At 65.8% G+C, this 20359-nt stretch carries 22 protein-coding genes; 15 read left to right on the top strand and 7 right to left on the bottom strand.

The features are described 5' to 3' along the window. Window positions 1-3 precede the first annotated feature (3 nt). Genes AC1ROB_RS14305 through AC1ROB_RS14290 form a run of 4 tightly spaced genes read left to right on the top strand, consistent with a single transcriptional unit; the run spans window position 4 to window position 3922 of the window. Window positions 4-609, top strand: a complete 606-nt coding sequence (locus AC1ROB_RS14305; protein WP_492970467.1) for a tyrosine phosphatase family protein — start codon at window positions 4-6, stop codon at window positions 607-609. Further along, window positions 596-1951: a glutathione-disulfide reductase gene (gene gor, locus AC1ROB_RS14300; protein ID WP_492970468.1), complete on the top strand. Its 1356-nt coding sequence runs from the start codon at window positions 596-598 to the stop codon at window positions 1949-1951. Before AC1ROB_RS14305 ends, gor begins: the two co-directional genes overlap by 14 nt. A 1-nt stretch (window position 1952) precedes the next feature. Next, a complete protein-coding gene (gene cobU, locus AC1ROB_RS14295) occupies window positions 1953-2468 on the top strand; it encodes a bifunctional adenosylcobinamide kinase/adenosylcobinamide-phosphate guanylyltransferase (protein WP_492970469.1) in 516 nt (171 codons plus the stop codon). Beyond that, entirely contained in the window at window positions 2465-3922 is a 1458-nt protein-coding gene (locus tag AC1ROB_RS14290; protein ID WP_492970470.1) for a cobyric acid synthase, read from the top strand. Before cobU ends, AC1ROB_RS14290 begins: the two co-directional genes overlap by 4 nt. Here the strand turns inward: AC1ROB_RS14290 and cbiB are convergent. After that, on the bottom strand, window positions 3906-4874 hold the full coding sequence (gene cbiB, locus AC1ROB_RS14285; protein WP_492970471.1) for an adenosylcobinamide-phosphate synthase CbiB: 969 nt from the start codon (window positions 4872-4874) through the stop codon (window positions 3906-3908). The genes AC1ROB_RS14290 and cbiB overlap by 17 nt on opposite strands. Window positions 4875-4924: 50 nt before the next feature. Here cbiB and cobD point away from each other — a divergent pair, with 50 nt between their 5' ends. After that, entirely contained in the window at window positions 4925-5974 is a 1050-nt protein-coding gene (cobD, locus tag AC1ROB_RS14280; protein ID WP_492970472.1) for a threonine-phosphate decarboxylase CobD, read from the top strand. On the opposite strand, the gene AC1ROB_RS14275 is transcribed toward cobD, so the two are convergent. The 4 genes from AC1ROB_RS14275 to AC1ROB_RS14260 are packed head-to-tail and all read right to left on the bottom strand — an operon-like array spanning window position 5964 to window position 9784. Further along, window positions 5964-6749 (bottom strand): ABC transporter permease, encoded by a 786-nt coding sequence (locus AC1ROB_RS14275; protein ID WP_492970473.1) that lies wholly within the window; start codon window positions 6747-6749, stop codon window positions 5964-5966. The two genes, cobD and AC1ROB_RS14275, sit on opposite strands and share 11 nt — an antisense overlap. Beyond that, window positions 6749-7621, bottom strand: coding sequence for an ABC transporter permease (locus AC1ROB_RS14270; protein ID WP_492970474.1), 873 nt, complete (start codon window positions 7619-7621; stop codon window positions 6749-6751). The genes AC1ROB_RS14275 and AC1ROB_RS14270 overlap by 1 nt, the downstream gene beginning before the upstream one ends. Then, entirely contained in the window at window positions 7618-8682 is a 1065-nt protein-coding gene (locus tag AC1ROB_RS14265; protein WP_492970475.1) for an ABC transporter ATP-binding protein, read from the bottom strand. The genes AC1ROB_RS14270 and AC1ROB_RS14265 overlap by 4 nt, the downstream gene beginning before the upstream one ends. A 4-nt stretch (window positions 8683-8686) precedes the next feature. Further along, window positions 8687-9784 carry a polyamine ABC transporter substrate-binding protein gene (locus tag AC1ROB_RS14260; protein WP_492970476.1) on the bottom strand — a complete coding sequence of 366 codons (1098 nt, stop codon included), beginning with the start codon at window positions 9782-9784 and terminating at the stop codon, window positions 8687-8689. Between the two features lie 215 nt (window positions 9785-9999). On the opposite strand from AC1ROB_RS14260, the gene AC1ROB_RS14255 reads away from it, so the two are divergent. From AC1ROB_RS14255 to AC1ROB_RS14245, 3 genes are all read left to right on the top strand, one after another. Continuing rightward, window positions 10000-11052 (top strand): glycosyltransferase family 4 protein, encoded by a 1053-nt coding sequence (locus tag AC1ROB_RS14255; RefSeq protein WP_492970477.1) that lies wholly within the window; start codon window positions 10000-10002, stop codon window positions 11050-11052. A gap of 213 nt (window positions 11053-11265) precedes the next feature. Then, window positions 11266-12396 (top strand): helix-turn-helix transcriptional regulator, encoded by a 1131-nt coding sequence (locus AC1ROB_RS14250; protein WP_492970478.1) that lies wholly within the window; start codon window positions 11266-11268, stop codon window positions 12394-12396. A 95-nt stretch (window positions 12397-12491) separates the two neighbouring features. Further along, complete coding sequence (locus AC1ROB_RS14245; RefSeq protein WP_492970479.1) at window positions 12492-13430, top strand: 2-hydroxyacid dehydrogenase; 939 nt, start codon at window positions 12492-12494, stop codon at window positions 13428-13430. Between the two features lie 64 nt (window positions 13431-13494). Here AC1ROB_RS14245 and AC1ROB_RS14240 read toward each other — a convergent pair whose 3' ends face one another. Beyond that, complete coding sequence (locus AC1ROB_RS14240) at window positions 13495-14358, bottom strand: transglycosylase SLT domain-containing protein (protein WP_492970480.1); 864 nt, start codon at window positions 14356-14358, stop codon at window positions 13495-13497. Window positions 14359-14476: 118 nt separating this feature from the next. On the opposite strand from AC1ROB_RS14240, the gene AC1ROB_RS14235 reads away from it, so the two are divergent. The 7 genes from AC1ROB_RS14235 to AC1ROB_RS14205 all read left to right on the top strand — a co-directional run bounded on the left by AC1ROB_RS14235 (window position 14477) and on the right by AC1ROB_RS14205 (window position 19823). Then, on the top strand, window positions 14477-15604 hold the full coding sequence (locus tag AC1ROB_RS14235; protein WP_492970481.1) for a hypothetical protein: 1128 nt from the start codon (window positions 14477-14479) through the stop codon (window positions 15602-15604). A 33-nt stretch (window positions 15605-15637) separates the two neighbouring features. Next, a complete protein-coding gene (locus tag AC1ROB_RS14230; protein WP_492970482.1) occupies window positions 15638-16039 on the top strand; it encodes a rhodanese-like domain-containing protein in 402 nt (133 codons plus the stop codon). Further along, on the top strand, window positions 16036-17142 hold the full coding sequence (locus AC1ROB_RS14225) for a CaiB/BaiF CoA transferase family protein (RefSeq protein WP_492970483.1): 1107 nt from the start codon (window positions 16036-16038) through the stop codon (window positions 17140-17142). The genes AC1ROB_RS14230 and AC1ROB_RS14225 overlap by 4 nt, the downstream gene beginning before the upstream one ends. Further along, window positions 17142-17903, top strand: coding sequence for an SDR family NAD(P)-dependent oxidoreductase (locus tag AC1ROB_RS14220; protein WP_492970484.1), 762 nt, complete (start codon window positions 17142-17144; stop codon window positions 17901-17903). The genes AC1ROB_RS14225 and AC1ROB_RS14220 overlap by 1 nt, the downstream gene beginning before the upstream one ends. 42 nt (window positions 17904-17945) lie before the next feature. Beyond that, window positions 17946-18728, top strand: a complete 783-nt coding sequence (locus AC1ROB_RS14215) for an SDR family oxidoreductase (protein ID WP_492970485.1) — start codon at window positions 17946-17948, stop codon at window positions 18726-18728. Between the two features lie 82 nt (window positions 18729-18810). Further along, window positions 18811-19401: a TetR/AcrR family transcriptional regulator gene (locus AC1ROB_RS14210; RefSeq protein ID WP_492970486.1), complete on the top strand. Its 591-nt coding sequence runs from the start codon at window positions 18811-18813 to the stop codon at window positions 19399-19401. Continuing rightward, window positions 19398-19823, top strand: a complete 426-nt coding sequence (locus AC1ROB_RS14205; RefSeq protein ID WP_492970487.1) for a PaaI family thioesterase — start codon at window positions 19398-19400, stop codon at window positions 19821-19823. The genes AC1ROB_RS14210 and AC1ROB_RS14205 overlap by 4 nt, the downstream gene beginning before the upstream one ends. Before the next feature lie 3 nt (window positions 19824-19826). On the opposite strand, the gene AC1ROB_RS14200 is transcribed toward AC1ROB_RS14205, so the two are convergent. After that, window positions 19827-20279: a carboxymuconolactone decarboxylase family protein gene (locus AC1ROB_RS14200; RefSeq protein WP_492970488.1), complete on the bottom strand. Its 453-nt coding sequence runs from the start codon at window positions 20277-20279 to the stop codon at window positions 19827-19829. Between the last annotated feature and the right edge of the window lie 80 nt (window positions 20280-20359).

Raw genomic sequence — 20359 nt, 5'->3', positions numbered from 1 at the left:
TGAATGAGTGTCCGCGACCGGGGCCTGCTGCCCTACGACCTGAGCATCTGCGGCGTTGCCGAGCTGGAACAGTTTGCCGGCAACGTGACGCATATCCTCGGTATCCTCGATCCCGGCACGCCGCAGCCGGACGGCTATGTGCATCACCCGCAGGCGCTGCGCGATGAATTCCGCTTCTACGATATCGTCACCGAGGCGGCCGGCCGCACCCTGCCGACCGAGCATGACGTGGCCGCCATCCTGAAGGTGGGCGAGAAGCTGGCGGCGCAGCCGGTGAAACATCTGCTGGTGCATTGCTATGCCGGCGTCTCGCGTTCGACCGCTTCGGCCGTCGCCCTGATGGCCCAGCGCAATCCGGGCCGCGCGGCCGATATCTTTGCCGCCCTGGGCGATATCCGTCCCAAGGCCTGGCCCAATACGGTGATGATCGGTCATGCCGACCGCCTGCTGGGGCTGGGCGGCACGCTTGTCGAAGCGCTCCGCCTGCACCACATTGCGGTGGCTCACCGCTATCCTGAGGTCCGCACCCTGATCTCCAGCGTCGGCCGTGGGCATGAACTGCCTGCCGAATACGCTGCCGAAGGACCGGACCCGCATGACCCAGTATGATTTCGACCTCTTTGTGATCGGCGGCGGTTCCGGCGGTGTGCGCGCCGGCCGTATCTCCGGCGGCTATGGCGCGCGTGTCGGCGTGGCCGAGGAATACCGCTATGGCGGCACCTGCGTGATCCGCGGCTGCGTGCCGAAGAAGCTGCTGGTCTACGGTTCGGAATATGCCCATGCCTTCGCGGATGCCGCCGGCTTCGGCTGGACGGTGCCGGAGCCGAGCTTCGACTGGGCGACCATGATCACCAACAAGGACAAGGAAATCGCCCGGCTCGAAGGTATCTACCGCAAGCTGTTCGAGAATGCCGGCGCAAAAACCTTCGACGGCCGCGCCACGCTCAAAGACGCCCATACCGTGGTGATCGGCGACAAGACAGTGACGGCCGACAAGATTCTGATCGCCACCGGCGGCCATCCGGTCAGGCCGGCGATCCCGGGCGCCGAGCTGATGATCAGCTCCAACGAGGCCTTCCATCTGAAAGACCAGCCGAAGCGCATCGCGGTGGTCGGCGGCGGCTATATCGCGCTGGAATTCGCCGGCATCTTCAACGGCTTTGGCTCGGCCGTCACCGTGCTCTATCGCGGCGACCAGATTCTGCGCGGCTTCGACGACGATATCCGCAACCATCTGGCCGGCGAGCTGGTCAAGAGCGGTATCGACCTGAAGCTGAAAACCGATGTGACGAAGGTTGAGAAGGCAGGCGCCGCCCTGCTGGTGCATCTGACCGATGGCAGCACGCTGGAGGTCGATGCCGTGATGGCCGCCACCGGCCGCAAGCCCAATACCGACGGCCTCGGCCTGGAGGCCATCGGCGTGAAGACCGATGCCGATGGCGCCGTGGTGGTGAACGAATATTCGCGCACCAGCGTGGAGAATATCTATGCCGTGGGTGACGTCACCAACCGCATCAACCTCACGCCGGTGGCGATCCGCGAAGGCCACTGCTTCGCCGATACGGTGTTCGGCAACAAGCCGCGTTCGCCCGATCATGCCGATGTGCCGGCCGCCGTGTTCAGCCAGCCGCCGGTGGGCACGGTCGGTTTGAGCGAGGCCGACGCCCGCAAGCAGTATGGCGACGTCGATATCTACCGCACCAGTTTCAAGCCGCTGCGCGCCACCGTCTCGGGTGGCCAGGAGCGCGTGATGATGAAGCTGGTGGTGGATGCGAAATCCGACCGCGTGATCGGTGCCCATATGGTGGGCGAGAGCGCCGGCGAGATCCTGCAGGGCATTGCCATTGCCATCAAGGCGAAGGCGACCAAGGCCGATTTCGACGCCACCATCGGCATCCACCCGACGGCGGCGGAAGAATTTGTCACCATGCGCGAGAAGGTGAAAGCCTGAGATGACGGCCGGGCCGCGCACCGATGCGAAGATCACCCTGATCCTCGGCGGCGCGCGCTCGGGCAAGTCGCGGCTGGCCGAGCAACTGGCCGCCGAACGCCAGGGCCCTCTGGTCTATATCGCCACGGCCGAAGCCTGGGATGACGAGATGCGCCAGCGCATCGCCGAACACGTCGCGCGGCGCGGGCCGCGCTGGCAGACCGTGGAAGCGCCGCTGGACATCACTATTCCCGCCGATGCCGGCGCCGTGCTGGTCGACTGCCTGACCCTGTGGCTGTCCAACCTGATGCATGCCGACCGCGATATAGCGGCCGAGACCGAGCGGCTGATCGGGGCACTGAAGGTGGCGCGCTGTCCGGTGCTGCTGGTCTCCAACGAGGTCGGCCTCGGCATCGTGCCGGAGAATAAACTCGCACGTGACTTCCGCGACCATCAGGGCCGGCTCAACCAGGCCATCGCTGCGGCGGCGGATCATGTGATCTTCACCGCCGCCGGCCTGCCGCTGGTCCTGAAATGACGGCACGCGCGCTCATGTTCCAGGGCACCGGCTCCGATGTGGGCAAGTCGGTGCTCTGCGCCGGCGTGATCCGGGCGCTGGTCCGGCGCGGCCATCGCGTGCTGCCGTTCAAGCCGCAGAACATGTCGAACAATGCCGCCGTCACCGCCGATGGCGGCGAGATCGGCCGGGCGCAGGCGCTGCAGGCGCGCGCCGCGAACGTGCCGACCAGCGTGCATATGAATCCCGTGCTGCTCAAACCCCAGGGCGACCGCACCAGCCAGATCGTCGTGCAGGGTAAAATCTACGGCCAGAGCGATGCGCGTGGATATCTGGGCCGCAAGGCCGAACTCTGGCCCTTCGTCGCCGAAAGTTTTGGCCGGCTGCAGGCCGAGGCCGATTTCGTCATCGTCGAAGGCGCCGGCTCACCGGCGGAAGTCAACCTGCGCGCCAACGATATCGCCAATATGGGATTCGCCACGCGAGCCGGTGTGCCCGTGGTGCTGGTGGGCGATATCGACCGCGGCGGCGTGATCGCCTCGCTGGTCGGCACGGCCGCGCTGCTGGAGCCGGAAGAGAAGGCGCTGGTTGCCGGCTATGTCATCAACAAGTTCCGCGGCGATGCCAGCCTGTTCGACGAGGGCCTGCAGGTCATCACGCAGCGTACGGGCTGGCGCAGTTTCGGCGTGCTGCCGCATCTGCCCGAAGTCAGCCGCCTGCCGGCGGAGGACGCGCTGGGGCTGGATAACGCCGAGGCCGGCGCCGGGGATACCGTGATCGCCGTGCCGCGGCTGAAGCATATCGCCAATTTCGACGACTTCGATCCGCTGCGGCAGGAGCCGGGCGTGCGCCTCGTCTTCGTGCCGCCGGGCCAGCCGCTGCCGGCCGATGCGGCGCTGGTCATCCTGCCCGGCTCGAAGGCCACCATCGCCGATCTGAAAGACCTGCGCGCGCAGGGCTGGGATGGCGATCTGACCGCGCATCTGCGGCGCGGCGGCCGCGTGCTGGGCATCTGCGGCGGCTACCAGATGCTGGGCCGCAGCATCAGCGATCCATCCGGCATCGAGGGTGCGCCGGAAGCGATCGAGGGCCTCGGCCTGCTGCAGGTCGATACCGTGCTGACCGATGCCAAGACCCTGATCGAGACCCGCGGCTTCGAACGCTTCACCGGCGAAGCCGTGCAGGGTTACGAGATGCATGTGGGCAATACAGCGGGTCCGGACACCGCACGGCCGTTGCTGCGCCTGCAGGGCCGTCATGACGGCGCCGCCGCGCTGGATGGCCGCATCGCCGGCTGTTACCTGCATGGCCTGTTCGGCAGCGATGCCTTCCGTGCCGCCTATCTGTCGCAGCTTACCGGGCGCTCTGTGGCGACGGGCGATTACGAGGCCGGCGTGGATGCGGCGCTGGATGCGCTGGCCGAAGCTGTCGAGCGGCATCTCGACATGGATGCGCTGATCAAAGCAGCGCGCTGACCAGGGCTGCGCCGAACAGCAACGCCACGGCGATGCGATACAGATGCAGGCCACGGCGGATATCGCCGGCCACGGCTTCGGCGCGGCCATCACCCATCCAGTGATCCTCGACCCAGGTTTCGCCATAGCGGCGCGGCCCGGCCAGTTTCAGGCCGAGTGCGCCGGCCATGGCGGCTTCCGGCCATCCCGCATTGGGCGAGCGGTGCCGGCCCGCATCGCGTTCCACGGCTTTGAAGGCCGCGGCGGCGCTGGCGGTCGGCAGCAGCGCGGCAGCGACAATCAGCAGCAGGGCGCTGAGCCGCGAGGCGGGCAGGTTGACCAGATCGTCCAGCCGTGCCGCCGCCCAGCCGAAGGCGCGGTATCGCTCGCTCTTGTGGCCGATCATGCTGTCGGCGGTGTTGAGCGCCTTGTAGAGCGCGATGCCGGGCAGGCCGCCGACCAGCAGCCAGAAGGCCGGCGCCACCACGCCATCGGAAAAATTCTCGGCCAGGCTTTCCAGCGCGGCGCGACTGACGCCGTGTTCGTCCAAGCTGTCGGGGTCGCGGCCGACGATCATCGCCACGGCCTTGCGGCCGCCGGCAAGGCCATCGAGCTCCAGGCCGCGTCGCACGGCGGCCACATGGTCGTGCAGGTTGCGCGCCGCCAGCAGGCTGGCGCAGAGCGCGGCTTCCAGCAGCCAGCCCCAGGGCAGGCTGCGCAGGGCGGCGCTGACTGCCATGGCAATTACGGCGGTCGCCAGCAGGACCAGAAGCAGGGCGGCAGCACCGGCCAGCCGCCGCCAGCCATCGCTGCGCAGCGGACTGTTCAGGTTGCGCTCCAGCAGGCCGATCAGGCCGCCGATCCAGCTGACCGGATGGCCGATGACGCGATGGACCGCGGCCGGCCAGCCGATCAGGGCTTCCAGACCGAGCGCAACGACCAGGAGCCAGAGGTTGATTGCTGCAGGCTGCACCGTACAATCGCCCTTCGTTGATGAGATCAGGCGTTTCAGATGAGGTCACCATGGGCGAGGTCCCGCCGAGCCGTCAACCTGCCGCGCCTGTCGTTTCCGGGCCTGTTCATGGCGGCGACCTCAGTGCGCTGCGCGCCGCGCCGGATGCCTTTGCCGGCGACTGGCTCGATCTCAGCACCGGCATCAATCCGGTGCCGTATCCCCTGCCGGCGCTGTCCCCCGACGCCTGGACGCGGCTGCCGGCCCGCGCGGCGCTGGCCGATCTGCTGGAGGCGGCACGACAGGCCTATGGCTGCGATACCGAACGCGCGGGCATCGTCGCCGTGCCCGGCACCCAGGCGGCAATCCAGTGGCTGCCGCGGCTGTTCGCGCCGGCGCGGGTCAGCGTGCTGGGGCCGACTTATGGCGAACATGCCCATGCCTGGCAGCAGAACGGCCATGCGGTCACCGAGATCGACGGCATCCCCGGTACGCTGAGCGGCACCGATATTCTCGTCGTGGTGAACCCGAACAATCCCGACGGTCGCGCCATCGGCGCGCAGATGCTGCAGCGCTGGCATACCGAACTGAGCGCGCGCGGCGGCTGGCTGATCGTGGATGAAGCCTTTGCCGATGTGGTGCCGGAGCTCTCGCTGGCGCCACTGGCCGGCATCCCGAACCTGCTGATCCTGCGCTCGTTCGGCAAATTCTTCGGCCTGGCCGGACTCAGGCTGGGTTTCGTACTGGGCGATCCCGAGGTGCTGGCCGTACTCGATGCCGCCATCGGTCCCTGGGCGGTCAGCGGGCCGGCCCTGGAAATCGGCGCTGCGGCGCTCCGCGATACGCAATGGCAAGCCGCGATGCGCGACGAATTGCGGGCGCGCAGCCGCCGCTTCGACCAGGGCATGCGCGACCGCGGCATTCATGTGCTGGGCGGCATTTCCCTCTATCGCCTGGCCAAGCTGCAGGATGCCGCCGCCTTTGCCGTGGCCCTGCAGGGACAGGGCATCCATGTGCGCCTGTTCGACTACCAGGCGCACTGGGTGCGGTTTGGCCTGCCCGGCGATGAGGGCGAATTCTGGCGGCGCCTCGATCTGGTGCTGAAAGGCTTCAGCCTTTAGCCAGGCTGCGCTTGTGCAGCAGGCTGGCGCCGATCACCAGCAGCGTGACGACCGCGATCATGATGGTGGAGATCGCGTTGATCTCGGGCGAGATGCCTAAACGCACGGCGCTGTAGACTTTGATCGGCAGCGTCGTGGCCCCCGGCCCGTTCACGAAAGAGGTGATCACCACATCGTCGACCGACAGCGTGAACGCCAGCAGCCAGCCAGCGGCCAGGGCCGGCGCGATGCCGGGCACGGTGACCAGCAGGAAAGCCTGCACGGGACCGGCGCCGAGATCGCGGGCGGCCGCTTCCAGATCGGGATTCAGCGTCACCAGCCGCGACTGCACGATCACCAGCACGAAGGCGGCGCCGAAGGTGGCATGAGCGATGGTGACAGTGAGCAGGCCGCGCTCGACATCCAGCGCCACGAACAGCAGCAACAGGCTGACGCCGAGGATGACCTCCGGCAGCACCATCGGCGCCAGCATCATGGCGCCAAACAGACCGCGGCCGGGAAAGCGGCCGAGCCGGGTCAGCGCCAGCGCGCCGGCCGTGCCAATGATGGTGGCGAGCGTGGCCGACAGCGCGCCGATGCGCAAGCTGAACAGCGCCGCGTCCAGATAGGCGGGATTGGAAAACAGCGTCTCGTACCAGTGCAGCGACCAGCCGCCCCAGACCGTGACCAGCCGCGAGGCGTTGAAGGAAAAGATCACCACCAGCAGGATCGGCAGGTAGAGGAAAGCCAGGCCGAGGCCGAGCGCCGTGAGATGGATGCCGCCAAAGCGCTGCATCAGTGTGCCGCCCCCTTGTCGTCGGCGAGTTCCACCTTCTGCAGCCACAGGGCTGGCGCCAGCAGCAGGGCGGTGAGCAGCACGGCGATCGCCGAGGCCATGGTCCAGTCGCGGTTGGAGAAGAATTCGGTCCAGATGGTCTGGCCCAGCATGATGGTGCCCGATCCGCCCAACAGGTCGGGGATGACGAACTCGCCCATGGTGGGAATGAAGACAAGCAGCCCGGCCGCGATCAGGCCGGGGCGGGCCAGCGGCACGGTGACCAGCCAGAAGGCCTTCAGGGGCGAAGCGCCGAGATCGATGGCGGCTTCGGCCAGCTGGCGCGGCTGACCATGCAGGCTGGCATAGATCGGCAGGATGGCAAAGGGCAGGTAGCTGTAGGTCATGCCGATGATGATGCCGAAGCCGGTATTGATCATCACCAGCGGCTGGTCGATCAGCCCGAGCCAGAGCAGGGCGGCATTGATCAGGCCTTCAGGTTTCAGCAGCGCGATCCAAGCATAGACGCGGATCAGCAGCGAGGTCCAGAAGGGCAGCACGATGAGGGTGAGCAGCAGCGGCTGCCAGCGCTCTGCCGCGCGATCGACGGCACGGGCGATGCCCAGGCCCAGCACCAGGCAGAAGACGGTCGACAGGCCGGCATAGAGAAGGCTGTTGCCGAAGGCGCGCAGATAAAGTGCATCCTCGAAGATCAGGGCGTAATTGCCCAATTGTGCGTTCCAGACGCCATCCTCGATCAGCGGCGTATAGGGCGGCTGGGCCAGCAGAGGCTCGGCGAAGCTGATCTTCAGTACCAGCAGCAGCGGGATGGCGACCAGCGCCAGCAGCCACAGGCCGGGCAGGGCAAGCAGGGCGAGGCGGCGCCGGCTCACAGACTGTCCCGCAACGGGATCAACGCATCGGCATCCCAGCTCAGCCACACGCTCTGGTCCAGTTCCAGCAACGGCTCGTGAATGGCATTGAGCTGCGAAGCCTTGATGATCCGACCATCGGCCAGCGTCACGTCCACCGTGGTCATGTCGCCGATATAGTCGATATCGGTGATCGTGCCGGTCGCGGTATTCGGCCCGGCGGGCAATGCTTCGCGGGCAATCTCGATCTGCTCCAGGCGCAGCGCCAGCAGCTGCCGGCCGCCGGTGCGGCCTTCGGGGCGGAAGCGCAGGTCGAGGCTGCCGCTCTTCGCCGCGCCGTCGGCCGAGACGATCTCGGCCTCGAACAGGTTGGTCTCGGCCATCAGGCTGGCGACGAAGCGGTCCACCGGGCGGTCGTAGATGGTGCGCGGCTGGTCGATCTGACGGATGCGGCCATGATCCATCACGGCGATACGGTCGGCCAGCGCCATGGCTTCGTCATTGTCATGGGTGACGAAGACGAAGGCGATGCCGGTCTGGCGGTTCAGCTTGCGCAGCTCGGCCTGGGTCTGCTGGCGCAGGCGCTTGTCCAGTGCGCCGAGCGGTTCATCCAGCAGCAGCAGGCGCGGCCGCTTCACCAGCGCGCGCGCCAGGGCCACGCGCTGCTGCTGGCCACCGGACAGCTGATGCGGCTTGCGTTTCGCAAAGCCGGCGATTTCGAGCATCGCCATGGCCTCGCTGACGCGGGTTTCGATCTCGGACTTCGGCAGGCCGTCGCGGCGCAGGCCGAAGGCGACATTGTCGGCGACGCTCAGATGCGGAAACAGCGCATAGGACTGGAACATCATGTTCACCGGCCGCCTGTGCGGCGGCAGCGCCGTGATGTCGGCGCCATCCAGCAGGATGCGGCCGGCATCGGGCACTTCCAGTCCGGCGATCATGCGCAGCAGGGTCGACTTGCCACAGCCGCTGGGGCCAAGCAGCACCAGGGACTCTCCCGGCGCAACGCTCAGGTCGAGGGCATCGACTGCCGTTTCGCCGCCATAGGATTTACTGACGCCCTCGACCTGCAACAGACTCATGCGGTCAGTTGCCGCCCTTGATGCGGGTCCAGCTGCGGGTCAGCAGGCGCTGTTCGGCCTGGTTGAAGGGCTGCACGGTATAAAGCGACTTGATGACATCGGCCGGCGGGAAGACATCCTTGTCGGCCATGGCTTCCTTGTCGACCAGCGACAGCGAGTCCGGCACGGCATTGGGATACTGCACCGCATTGGTGATCTTGGCGATCACCTTGGGCTGCAGGATGTAGTTGATGAAGGCATGGGCGTTATCGGGATTGGGCGCGTCGGCCGGAATCACCATCACGTCGAACCACTGCTGCGCACCTTCGCGCGGCAACAGGTACTGGACCTTCACACCCTTCTTGGCTTCTTCCGCGCGTGTCCGCGCCTGCAGGATGTCGCCGGAGAATCCGTAGACCAGGCAGGCATCGCCGTTGGCGAGGTCGTTGATGTATTGCGAGGAGTGGAACTTGCGGATGAAAGGCCGGACCTTCAGCAGCGCCGCTTCGGCCTTGGCGAGGCTGGCGGCGTCTTTCGCATTGGGATCGAGGCCGAGATATTTCAGCGCGGCGGTCATCAGCTCGTCCGGCGCATCCAGCACCATCACGCCGCAATCGGCGAATTTCGACACGATCTCCGGATCGAACAGCATCTTCAGCGAATAGGCTGGCGGATTGGGCAGGCGCTGCTTGATCTTGTCAGGGTTCAGCCCGATGCCGCTGGTGCCCCAGAGATAGATGGCAGCGTGTGCGTTGCCGGGATCGAATTTCGCCAGCCGCTCCATCAGGGCGGGATCGAGGTTTTTCAGGTTCGGGATCTTCGCCTTGTCGAGCGGGCGCAGCAGCTTCGCCTGCACCTGGCGCGCCATGTAGTATTGCGTCGGCACCACGATGTCATAGCCGGTCTTGCCGGCCAGCAGCTTGCTCTCCAGCGTGTCGTTGCTGTCATAGACGTCGTAACGGACCTTGATGCCGGTTTCGGCCTCGAAATCCTTCAGCACCTGCGGATCGACATAATCCGACCAGTTATAGACGTTGACCACCTTGTCCTGGCCCCAGGCGATGTTCTGGGCGGGCAGGGCAAGGGCAAGCACGGAAAAGGCCAGAATGGCGGCAAGGCGCATGATGGAAGTCCCCCGGAGTCAGTGACCGGATTATGACAATCCGTCCCCGCAGCGGCAATCCCGGGGCAAGCTGTCCCGGACTGTGGATTGTCATCGACCTGTCACGACTGTCTCCGACTTATCCCCAGGTTTTCATCGCCCTGTCATCGAATCGCGATGGAATAGGGAACCGGTGATTCGGCCGGAAGGGCCGGTTTAGGGAGAGAGATCACGCAATGCGCATTCTGATCGTTTCCGATGCATGGCACCCCCAGGTCAATGGCGTGGTGCGCACGCTGACCAAGACCCGTGAGATCCTGGAAAAGCGCGGCTATCTGGTCGAGGTGATCGGGCCGGAGCAATTCCGCCGCATCCCGTGCCCGACCTACCCGGAGATCGAGCTGGCGATCCTGCCATACCGCAAGCTGGTGCGGCTGATCGAGGCCTTTGCCCCGGACGCCATCCATATCGCCACCGAGGGTCCGCTGGGCATGGCGGCGCGCAAATACTGCAAGCGCAACGACCTGATCTTCACCACCGCCTATCACACCAAATTCCCCGAATACGTCCATGAGCGCAGCGGCCTGCCGCTCAGCTGGAGCTATGCCTTCATGCGCTGGTTCCATAATGGCGGCGCCGGCGTGATGGTGGCGACCGACAGTCTGGCCCAGAGCCTGACCGAGCATGGCTTCAAGAACCTGCGCACCTGGTCGCGCGGCGTGGATGTCGAACGCTTCAAGCCGCGGCCGAAGGACATCCTCGATCTGCCCCGACCGATCTATCTCTATGCCGGCCGCGTCGTGGTCGACAAGAATATCGAAGCCTTCCTGAAACTGAAGCTCGACGGCACCAAGCTGGTGGTCGGCATCGGCCCCGACCTGGAAGGCTATCGCGCCAAGTATCCGGAAGCGGTCTTCGCCGGTTATCTGGAGAACGGCCATCTGGCCAGCTATTTCTCGGCCGCCGATGTCTTCGTCTTCCCCAGCCTGACCGACACCTTCGGTCTGGTGCTGCTGGAGGCCATGGCATCGGGTGTGCCGGTGGCGGCCTATCCGGTCACCGGGCCGATCGACATTGTCGGTCCGCATCCGGAGGTCGGCTGCCTCGACGAGGATCTGGCCGTGGCAATCAAGGGGGCGCTGGGCAAGTCGCCCGAGGCCTGCCGCGCGCTGGCGCTGCAGTATTCCTGGGATGCCTGCACCGACCAGTTCCTGAAAAACCTGGCGCCACTGCGCAAGCCCCTGCCGGACCAGCAGGCGACCACGACGGCGGCCAGCCGGGCCGCCTGAGGGTCCGTCTCTCTTTTTTGGAAATATTCCAGATAGAGAGACCGTCAGCATGCGGCGCTAATCCTGCGGGATTAGTTTGCGTGCATTGCATACAAGAGTCTGCTGTTCACGCAGATTTCATGCGGTGTTTCGGCGAGTCTCTCGCAAAAACGGCCTTGATCGGAAACGCCTCCGCCCCTATGGGTTAGCCGCGCGCGAGCCCAGGGGGATGTCATGCCGCATCTGACCGCCCGGAATTCTTCAGCCCTGCTTGAGAAGCTGTACATGACCGTCGTCGACGACGGCGCGCTGAAACCGTTTCTCAGCGAGCTGGCGCTGGCCTATGACGCCAGCCTGGCCACGGTCGCGACCATGGACGGCCACTCCCGCCACGATCACCTCCGCATTTCCAGCGCCGTCGATCCGCAGCAGGGCGCCAGCACGGTGCCCGGCTATTACGCGGCGCTCAGCCCCTTCCGTCCGGTGATGCTGCAGAAGCAGAATTACGGCCGCGTCATGACCTCGAGCCAAATCGTCGATCCCGAGCGGCGCGCGCGTGACGCCTTCATCAATGAATTCCTCAAGCCGGACGGCCATGAATACCTGGTCACTGGCATCTTCGGCGAGGGCGAGGGGCGGCATAATTATTTCGTGCTCAATCGCGGTGGCAGCCATGGCGAGTTCGACACCGATGCGGTCGCCGGCCTGGAAGACCTGGTGCCGCATTTCCGTACCATGCTGCGCATTCGCAACCGCATGATCGCGCGTGACCGCCACATCGATGTCATCCGCATGTCCGCGGACCAGCGCGGCGACGGTCTGGTGCTGCTGGATCGCCGCGGCAAGGTGCAGGTGATGAATGCGCAGGCCGAGGCCCTGCTGGGCGATGCGGATGGCCTGAGCCTGACGGACAGTCTGCTGCGGGCAGCGCTGCCCGAGGATGACGGCCTGCTGCAGCAGGCCATTCACCGTTTGCTGCAATCGGTTGCAGCGGGCGAGATGGAGCCTGCTGTATCGCTGGCGGTGCGCCGCCCGTCCGGCGCGCAGGCCTGGCGGGTGCATGTCATGCCGCTGGCGCTGCGCAAATTCCTCTTCGCTGGCGATGAAGTCGATCTGGCGGTGCAGATTGTCGGGCCGCCGGCAACGGTGACAACGGTGGACGAGACCATGGCCGAGCAGTTCGGTCTCAGCCGCGCCGAAATCCGCGTCGCCACCCATCTGGCCGCCGGCGTGCCGCCGAAGCGGATCGCCGATATGCTGGGAAACAGCATAAACACCATCAAGGTGCATCGGCGGAACCTCTACCGGAAGCTGGGTGTCAGCCGGCATTTCGATCTCGTGCGCCTGTTCGGCGGCAAGCCCTGAGCGCCGGGCCGGCGGAATAATCGCCGCTGCGCCTTGAATACGCCCCGCGGGCTTCGTTAGGCTTCACTCATATATCAGTATGAGGGAGGGGCCATATGGCCGTCGAAATCGTCCAGACCATCGCCATGATGCCGGCCGTGCAGCAGGTGCTGGATCGCGACTATGTCGTGCACAAGCTGTGGGAAGCCAAGGATCGTGACGCGCTGCTCAAGCAGGTGGCGCCCACTGTGCGCGGCATCGTCACCTCGGCAAGCTCGGGCGTGAACCGGGCACTGATGGAAGCCCTGCCCAAGGTTGAAGTGATTTCCAGTTTCGGCGTCGGCTATGATCCGATCGATATCGGCGCCGCGAAAGAGCGCGGTATCATCGTCGCCAACACGCCTGATGTGCTGACCGAATGCGTGGCCGATACCGCGATGTCGCTGACGCTGGCGATGATGCGCCGTATCCCGCAGGCCGATCAGTTCGTGCGCCAGGGCAAATGGCCGACCGACAAATTCCCGCTCACCGAGAAGCTGGGCGGCAAGGTGATGGGCGTTCTGGGGCTGGGCCGGATCGGCCAGGCGATTGCAAGGCGCGCCGAGGCTTTCGGCGTCGAGATCGCCTATTTCGGCCCGCGCAAGAAGGCCGATATTGCGTACAAGTATTACGACAACCTCGTCGCCATGGCGAAGGAGGTCGATATCCTGATGATCGCCTGCCCGGGCGGCAAGGAAACCCATGGCATCGTGAACCAGGCGGTGATCGATGCGCTGGGACCGAAAAGCTATGTCGTCAATATCGCGCGTGGCAGCGTGGTGGACGAGCCGGCGCTGGTGAAAGCGCTGGTCGACGGCAAGCTGGCGGGCGCCGGCCTCGATGTCTTTGTCGACGAGCCGAATGTGCCGTCGGCCCTGTGGAAGCTGGATAACGTGGCGCTGGCCCCGCATATCGGCTCGGCCACGCATCAGACGCGCCAGGCCATGGGCGATCTGGTGCTGAAGAATCTTGCGGCGCATTTCGCCGGCAAGCCGGTGATCGCGCGCGTGGTCTGAATTTCCGAAGGATAGTCGTTTGCGGCAGCCCCGGTGCAGACCGGGGCTGTTTGCGTTTCAAGCGCTAGATGTCGGTATCGGTTTTGCTGCCGCTGGTCAGGCGGGTCTTGCCGCTCATGATCTTGTGCAGCAGTTCCATCGCCATCATCTTCACGCCGTGATCGACGATGCGGCGCTGTTCGTCCAGATGGGTCTGCACGGCCGAGCCGCCCTTGCCGCTACGCGCCACGGTCTCGGCGCTGTCCAGCGGCACGGTCTCCAGGCCGGTGGCATTGTTTTCCAGCTTGCGGGTGAAGAAGGCATAGATATCGCCCAGCGAGCGCGCCTTGCCATCGGGCGTGTAGAACACCCCCTGGTTGGCAGACGCGGCTTCCGGCAGCAGGGCGGCGCCGCTCTGTGCCGGATTGTCTTTCAGGCCCGACAGGAATTTGGTGGCGCCGCTCGCGCCGAGGAAATGGCCGAGATAAAGGTCGACCTTCTTCACGTCGACGCCGAATTCGCGCGACAGGATCTGCTGGTTGCTGCGGGCATATTCCGCCGCCATCACCGAGGCGACGCGCGGATCGTCACGTAAAGACAGGATGTCGCGGCGGGCCTCGGCATCGCTGACACGCGGGCGACCATCGCTGCCGGTAGAAATCTGCTGTGCCTCGCTGGCGAGGCCGTGCTTGGCGCCGTGGTCGCGCACGGTTTCCAGCCAGGTGCTTTCGATGAACTGGAACAGGCCGCGCGCCGAACTGGTCTTGGCCTGGGCATCGGCCTTGAAGCCGCTTTCCTGTCCGGCCTGCGCCACCAGATAGGCGAAGTCGACGCCGGTGCGGCTGCTGGCCTGCTTCATGGTGTTGAGCAGCTCGTAGCTCACCTTATGGCCGCCGATGCGATAGCTGTCGGCAGTGGCGGCGGGCGGGAAGGGCGTGACAGGAGGCATGCGCTGAACCTGATAAGAGCAGTGTTTCCTTTAGCCGGCGCGCGGCAAAGATTCCGTTAACAACCGCGTCATAAGGTATCCCCTTGTTACAATTCGGGTTTTCAGGCAAACAGAACGCATGATTGAGCAGCTGTCGGCCAATATGGCGACTGTGGACTGGGCGGCCAACGGACCCTGGCTGGCCCTGCTGCTGATTCTGCTCAGCGGCATCGGCCTGCCGGCGGCCGGTTATGCCCTGTTTGACCGCTGGGCGGCGCGCCGCCTGCGCATCGATACCATCGCACTGGCCACCCGCTATGGCGGCTTCATGAATTCCTGGGCGGTGTTCGGCCGCCATGCCGGCGAATACCGCGATCTGCGGCCGCTGTTCCCTGAGGCGCAGGCGGCCGAACTGGCGCGCTTCCATGACGGCACCGCCTGTATCGCCGCGCGGTTCCGCACCGAGACGGCAGCCCAGTCTGCGGCCGAGCAGCGCTTCGCCAGCTTTGCCGCCGCCGGGGTGGAATATGCCGATGCCGGCGTCTCGTTCCAGACCGGCGGCGCCGGCGAGAAGAAACGCGGCTATGCCAAGGGCCAGTGGCTGGTGATCGGCGATACGCTGTTTGCCTTCTATGGCCCCGACAGTCCGGCGCTGGCGCGGCGGCGTCAGGCGATCCCGGCCCTGCGTGCCCGCCGCTTTCCCGGACCGCTGCGCATGCTGCACAGCCGCGGCGGTCATAGCGCGCTGGCGGGTTTATGGATTTTGCTGCATGTGCTGGTGGCCGGTCAGTGGCTGGAGCACAGCGCGCTGCGCGTCGGCGAGGGCGCGCCGGTGCCGGCCAGCGAACTGCGTCTGCGCCTGATCGGGCTGGATAACCGCAGCCTGCGTCTCAGCACGATCCGCAAACCGGACGGCCTGACGATTGCCGGCCGCAGCGACGACCTGCGGCAGCAGGATCTTGGCCTGCTGGCCGGACGCGACTGGATCACCGGCGTCGATCTCGTCATCGATCTCGAACGCAGCGTCGTCAAGGTGTTGCCGCTGGTCGGCCGTAGCCCGCCGCCCGAACGCCTGGGCGAGGCGCCGTCGCCGCCCGAGCGCTGGCGCAACAACGGCCTGCTGCTCGACGACAACGATCCGCTGCTGCTGGCCGTGCGCGATGCGGTGGTGGCGGCCGGCTGGGACTGGCAGCCGGTGTTGTGGCCAAGCCTGCCCCGGTTGCGTCCGGGCTGGCTGCAGTGGGCATGGCCTCGTTCCGACGGCTGACTTATAGTTGCCTCCACGTATACGGAGGAAGCCATGCCCAAAGGCTACAAGGCCATGCTCGATGAAGCACTGGCCGAGATCGTCACGCTGACGCCGGAACAGGCGGCGGCCGAGCGGACCAGGCCCGATGTCGTCTTTGTCGATATCCGCGATCCGCGCGAGCTGGAGCGCGATGGCGCCATTCCCGATGCGCTGCATGCCACGCGCGGCATGCTGGAATTCTGGATCGATCCGGAAAGCCCGTATCACAAGCCGGTCTTCGCAGAAGACAAGCGCTTCATCTTCTTCTGCGCCGGCGGCCTGCGTTCGGCGCTGGCGACCAAGACGGCGAAGGATATGGGGTTGCAGAAGATCGCGCATATCGATGGCGGCTTCAGCGCCTGGAAAAAAGCCGGCCTGCCCACCATCGAATGGAAGCCGAGGAGCAAGGCATGAGCGGCGGTCCTCTCTCGGGTCTGAAGGTGATCGAGATGCCGGCGATCGGGCCGGTGCCGTTCTGCGGCATGCTGCTGGCCGATCTGGGCGCCGATGTGCTGCGCATCGACCGCACCGGCGATGTCGATCTCGGCCTGCCGATCGAACCGAAATACGAACTGCTCGGCCGTGGCAAACGCTCGCTGGCCCTCGACCTGAAAGACCCGAAAGCCATCGCGCTGGTGCTCGACCTCTTCGGCAAGGCCGATGTGGTGATCGAGGGTTTTCGCCCCGGCGTGATGGAACGCCTCGGGCTCGGACCCGATGTGGCGCAGCAGCGCAACCCGAAGCTGGTCTATGGCCGCATGACCGGCTGGGGCCAGGATGGGCCGCTGGCCATGGCCGCCGGCCATGACATCAACTACATCGCGCTCACCGGCGCCCTCCATGCCATCGGGCATAAGGATGGCAAGCCGGTGCCGCCGCTCAATCTGGTCGGCGATTTCGGCGGCGGTTCGCTCTATCTGGCCATGGGCGTGCTCGCGGCGCTGTTCGAGCGCCAGCAGTCCGGCAAAGGCCAGGTGGTGGATGCCGCCATGGTGGATGGCGCGGCCTCGCTGATGACCATGTTTTTCGGCATGAAGGGCGGCGGGCTGTGGAGCGATGTGCGCGGCGCCAACATGCTGGATACCGGCGCGCCCTGGTACGACACCTACGAATGCCGCGACGGCGGCTTTGTCGCCATCGGCTCCATCGAGGGCAAGTTCTATGCAGATCTGGTCAAGGTGCTGGGGCTCGATCCGGCGACGCTGCCGAAACAGCATGACCGCAAACGCTGGCCGTCTTTACGCGCCGCCTTCGCCGCCACCTTCCGCACCAAAACGCGGGACGAATGGTGCGCGCTGATGGAGGGCAGCGATATCTGCTTCGCCCCGGTGCTGAGTCTGGAGGAAGCGCCGCGTCATGCCCATATGGCGGCGCGCCAGACCTTCGTGTCGCCCGATGACGTGGTGCAGCCGGCGCCGGCGCCGCGCTTCTCGCGCACGCCGGGCGCCATCCGCGCCAAGCCGCCGTCGCGCGGCGAGGGTGGGGAGACGGCGCTGAAAGACTGGGGCGTCGCCTGATGCCGCGTCTGGCGAACAAGGTGGCGCTGATCACCGGCGCGGCATCCGGTTTCGGTCTGGCGACGGCTGAACTGTTTGTTGCCGAAGGCGCGCGCGTCATCCTCACCGACCGTAACGCCGAAGGTGCAGCAGCAGCAGCTGCACTGGGCCCTGCTGCGCGCTTCCGCAGCCTCGATGTCACGCAGGAAGACCAGTGGCAGACGGCGATTGCCGATGTGGCAGTGCAGGAAGGCCGGCTGGATATCCTGGTCAACAATGCCGGGATCGGCCTGTTCCGCAAGGTGACGGAGATGACGCTGGCGGAATGGCGCCTGGTGCAGGCGGTGAATTCCGATGGCGTGTTTCTCGGATGCAAGCATGCCGTGCCGCTGATGCGCGACAAAAGTGGCGGCGGCTCGATCGTCAATGTCGCATCGGTGGCCGGCAAGACCGGCGCGCCGGACATGACCGCCTACTGCGCCTCGAAGGGCGCGGTGACACTGTTCACCAAGGCGCTGGCGATGGAGGCGGCCCATGGCCGCTGGAATATCCGCGTCAATTCCGTGCACCCAGCCTATGTCGCCACCGCGCTGGTGGAGGCGCATATCGCCCAGGCCGAGGATCCGGTGAAGGCGCGCCGCTTCCTCGAACGCCTGCAGCCGGTCGGCCGCATGGGCACGGTGGAAGAGGTGGCGCATGCCATCCTGTATCTTGCCAGCGATGAGGCGAGCTTCGTTACCGGTTCGGAACTGATGGTCGACGGCGGCCTCACCGCGCAGTAGCCTTTTCTTCTTTTTGATTGAGCAAGCGAACAGGAGTATCGCATGGATTTCGGTATCAAGGGGCGTAACGCGCTGGTCTGCGCTGCCAGCAAGGGGCTGGGCTTCGGTTCGGCGCTGGCGCTGGCCAAGGAGGGCGTGCATGTCACCATCACCGCCCGTGGCGCCGAGACCCTGGAAGCGGCCGCGAAGAAAATCCGCGAGGCCGCGCCGGATGTCAGCGTGAAGACGGTGGCCGGCGACATCACCACGGTTGAAGGCCGCGAGCAGGCGCTGGCCACAGCCGGCGAGATCGACATCCTGGTCAACAATGCCGGCGGGCCGCCGCCGGGCGATTTCCGCGACTGGGACCGCGAGCACTGGATCAAGGCGCTAGATGCCAACATGATTACCCCGATCCTGCTGGCCAAGGCGGTGATCGACAAGATGGCGGCGCGCCAGTTCGGCCGCATCGTCAACATCACCTCCAGTTCGGTGAAGGCGCCGATCCCGATCCTCGGCCTCTCCAACGGCGCGCGCTCGGGCCTGCATGGCTTCATTGCCGGCTTGTCGCGCCAGGTGGCGAAGGACGGCATCACCATCAACAACCTGCTGCCTGGCCGCTTCCTGACCGACCGCCTGCGCGTGACCATGAACAAGGGCGGCGCGCTGCAGGGCGAGGCGCTGGACGCCGAGATCGCCAAGCAGGCCACCACCGTACCGGCCGGCCGCTTCGGCACGGCGGAGGAATTCGGCCAGGTCTGCGCCTTCCTCTGCTCGGTGCCGGCGGCCTACATGACCGGCCAGAATGTGCTGCTCGACGGTGGCAATTATCCCGGCAGTTTCTGACATCTGCCTTGACGGAGAGGGGGCTTCGGCCCCCTTTCTTTTTTGTTCTTGTTATAACTAGACCAGTCTATATAATTGTAGCATGTCCAAAGCCGCTACCCTGGCCCGCAAGCGCCCCGCCACCACCCGCGACCGCTTTGTCGTGATGACGGCGAAGCTGATGTCGCGGCGCGGCTATGCCGGGGTGGGGCTGAACGAGATCGTCGAGAAAAGCGGTGCTCCGAAGGGGTCGCTCTACCATTACTTCCCCGCAGGCAAGGAACAGCTTGCCGCCGCCGCCGTCACCTGGGCCTCCGACTGCTTCCTCGCCACCCTGACGGCCGAGATCGAACAGGCCGGTTCGGCCGCCGCCGCGATCCTGGCGCTCAGCGTCAAGATTGCCGGCTGGATGGAAGAGTCCGGCTTCAAGGACGGCTCGCCGCTCACCATCGTCGCGGTCGAGACCGGGGCCTTTGTCGAGCCGCTGCGGCTGGCCTGCCAGACCGGTTACCAGGCCTGGGCCGACCTGCTCGCCGACCAGTTGCGCCGCGACGGCAAGCCGGCGAAAGAGGCCAGCGACCTGGCGCTCTGGGCCGTGGCTTCGCTGGAAGGCGCCATCGTGCTGGCGCGTACCCAGCATTCCGCCGAACCGCTGCGCCGCATCGGCAAACTGCTGCACCGGAGTTTCAGATGAGCGAAGACGACACCCCGAAGCTGCTGCTGACGCGCGAGCGACTGGAGCATGTGATTGCCATTAGCACCTTCACCAGCTGGGTCGGCACCCGCGTGCTGGAGCTGGAGCCCGGCCGGGTCAAGGTGGAGGTCGATGTGCGCAAGGAGATGAAGCAGCATCATGGCTTCGTCCATGGCGCCATCATCGGCTACATGGCCGATACGGTCTGCGCCTGGGCCGCCGCCTCGGTGGTTGGCGATGTGGTGACGTCGGAATACAAGCTCAACCTGCTGGCGCCGGCGCTGGGCGACAAGCTCACCGCCATCGGCACGGTGGTGAAGGCCGGCAAGCGCCAGGCGGTGACGCGCGCCGATGTTTTCATCGTGGCGGACGGTGTCGAGAAGATCGTCGGCACCGCCCTGGCCACGATTGCCCGAGTTTAGGCTTTACGCCTTCTCCACCGGATGCGCGGCGCGGAAACCGACCTGCAGCCGGTTCCACACATTGATCGCGCCGATCAGCAGCGTGAGCTGCACCTGTTCGGCTTCGGTGAAGGCGGCCTTGACCAGAGCGTAATCTGAATCCGGCGCGCCGGTCTCGGCCACCCGGGTGAGGGATTCCGTCCAGGCCAGCGCCGCCCGTTCGCGGTCGTTGTACAGCGGCGATTCCCGCCAGGCGTTCAGCATATAGAGCCGCATCTCGGTCTCGCCATGCTTGCGGGCATCGGTGGCGTGCATGTGGATGCAGAAGGCGCAGCCGTTGATCTGCGAGGCGCGCAGCTTCACCAGTTCGCGCAGGCCCTGTTCCAGGCTGCTGCTGTTGAAGCTGGCCTCCAGGGCCATCATGGCCTTGAGGCCTTCGGGGATGGATTTGAAGGGGGCGTTCAGGCGGGGTGTCATTGTCGTTTCTCCGTGGCGTGCACCATGCACGCTTCACTCCCATAGACGGGGCAGGTCCGGCCGCTGTGACAGGCCAGGCG

This window comes from Ferrovibrio sp. GW821-FHT12F09, from assembly GCF_058806775.1.
The sequence above is the reverse complement of the archived record's forward strand: the minus strand, read 5'-3'. Positions and strand labels throughout refer to the sequence as shown.

Coding starts and splice junctions, on each gene's coding strand:
- AC1ROB_RS14305 (WP_492970467.1), top strand. CDS start 4: ATGAGTGTCCGCGACCGGGGCCTGCTGCCCTACGACCTGAGCATCTGC.
- gor (WP_492970468.1), top strand. CDS start 596: ATGACCCAGTATGATTTCGACCTCTTTGTGATCGGCGGCGGTTCCGGC.
- cobU (WP_492970469.1), top strand. CDS start 1,953: ATGACGGCCGGGCCGCGCACCGATGCGAAGATCACCCTGATCCTCGGC.
- AC1ROB_RS14290 (WP_492970470.1), top strand. CDS start 2,465: ATGACGGCACGCGCGCTCATGTTCCAGGGCACCGGCTCCGATGTGGGC.
- cobD (WP_492970472.1), top strand. CDS start 4,925: ATGGGCGAGGTCCCGCCGAGCCGTCAACCTGCCGCGCCTGTCGTTTCC.
- AC1ROB_RS14275 (WP_492970473.1), bottom strand. CDS start 6,749: ATGCAGCGCTTTGGCGGCATCCATCTCACGGCGCTCGGCCTCGGCCTG.
- AC1ROB_RS14265 (WP_492970475.1), bottom strand. CDS start 8,682: ATGAGTCTGTTGCAGGTCGAGGGCGTCAGTAAATCCTATGGCGGCGAA.
- AC1ROB_RS14260 (WP_492970476.1), bottom strand. CDS start 9,784: ATGCGCCTTGCCGCCATTCTGGCCTTTTCCGTGCTTGCCCTTGCCCTG.
- AC1ROB_RS14255 (WP_492970477.1), top strand. CDS start 10,000: ATGCGCATTCTGATCGTTTCCGATGCATGGCACCCCCAGGTCAATGGC.
- AC1ROB_RS14250 (WP_492970478.1), top strand. CDS start 11,266: ATGCCGCATCTGACCGCCCGGAATTCTTCAGCCCTGCTTGAGAAGCTG.
- AC1ROB_RS14245 (WP_492970479.1), top strand. CDS start 12,492: ATGGCCGTCGAAATCGTCCAGACCATCGCCATGATGCCGGCCGTGCAG.
- AC1ROB_RS14240 (WP_492970480.1), bottom strand. CDS start 14,358: ATGCCTCCTGTCACGCCCTTCCCGCCCGCCGCCACTGCCGACAGCTAT.
- AC1ROB_RS14235 (WP_492970481.1), top strand. CDS start 14,477: ATGATTGAGCAGCTGTCGGCCAATATGGCGACTGTGGACTGGGCGGCC.
- AC1ROB_RS14230 (WP_492970482.1), top strand. CDS start 15,638: ATGCCCAAAGGCTACAAGGCCATGCTCGATGAAGCACTGGCCGAGATC.
- AC1ROB_RS14225 (WP_492970483.1), top strand. CDS start 16,036: ATGAGCGGCGGTCCTCTCTCGGGTCTGAAGGTGATCGAGATGCCGGCG.
- AC1ROB_RS14220 (WP_492970484.1), top strand. CDS start 17,142: ATGCCGCGTCTGGCGAACAAGGTGGCGCTGATCACCGGCGCGGCATCC.
- AC1ROB_RS14215 (WP_492970485.1), top strand. CDS start 17,946: ATGGATTTCGGTATCAAGGGGCGTAACGCGCTGGTCTGCGCTGCCAGC.
- AC1ROB_RS14210 (WP_492970486.1), top strand. CDS start 18,811: ATGTCCAAAGCCGCTACCCTGGCCCGCAAGCGCCCCGCCACCACCCGC.
- AC1ROB_RS14205 (WP_492970487.1), top strand. CDS start 19,398: ATGAGCGAAGACGACACCCCGAAGCTGCTGCTGACGCGCGAGCGACTG.
- AC1ROB_RS14200 (WP_492970488.1), bottom strand. CDS start 20,279: ATGACACCCCGCCTGAACGCCCCCTTCAAATCCATCCCCGAAGGCCTC.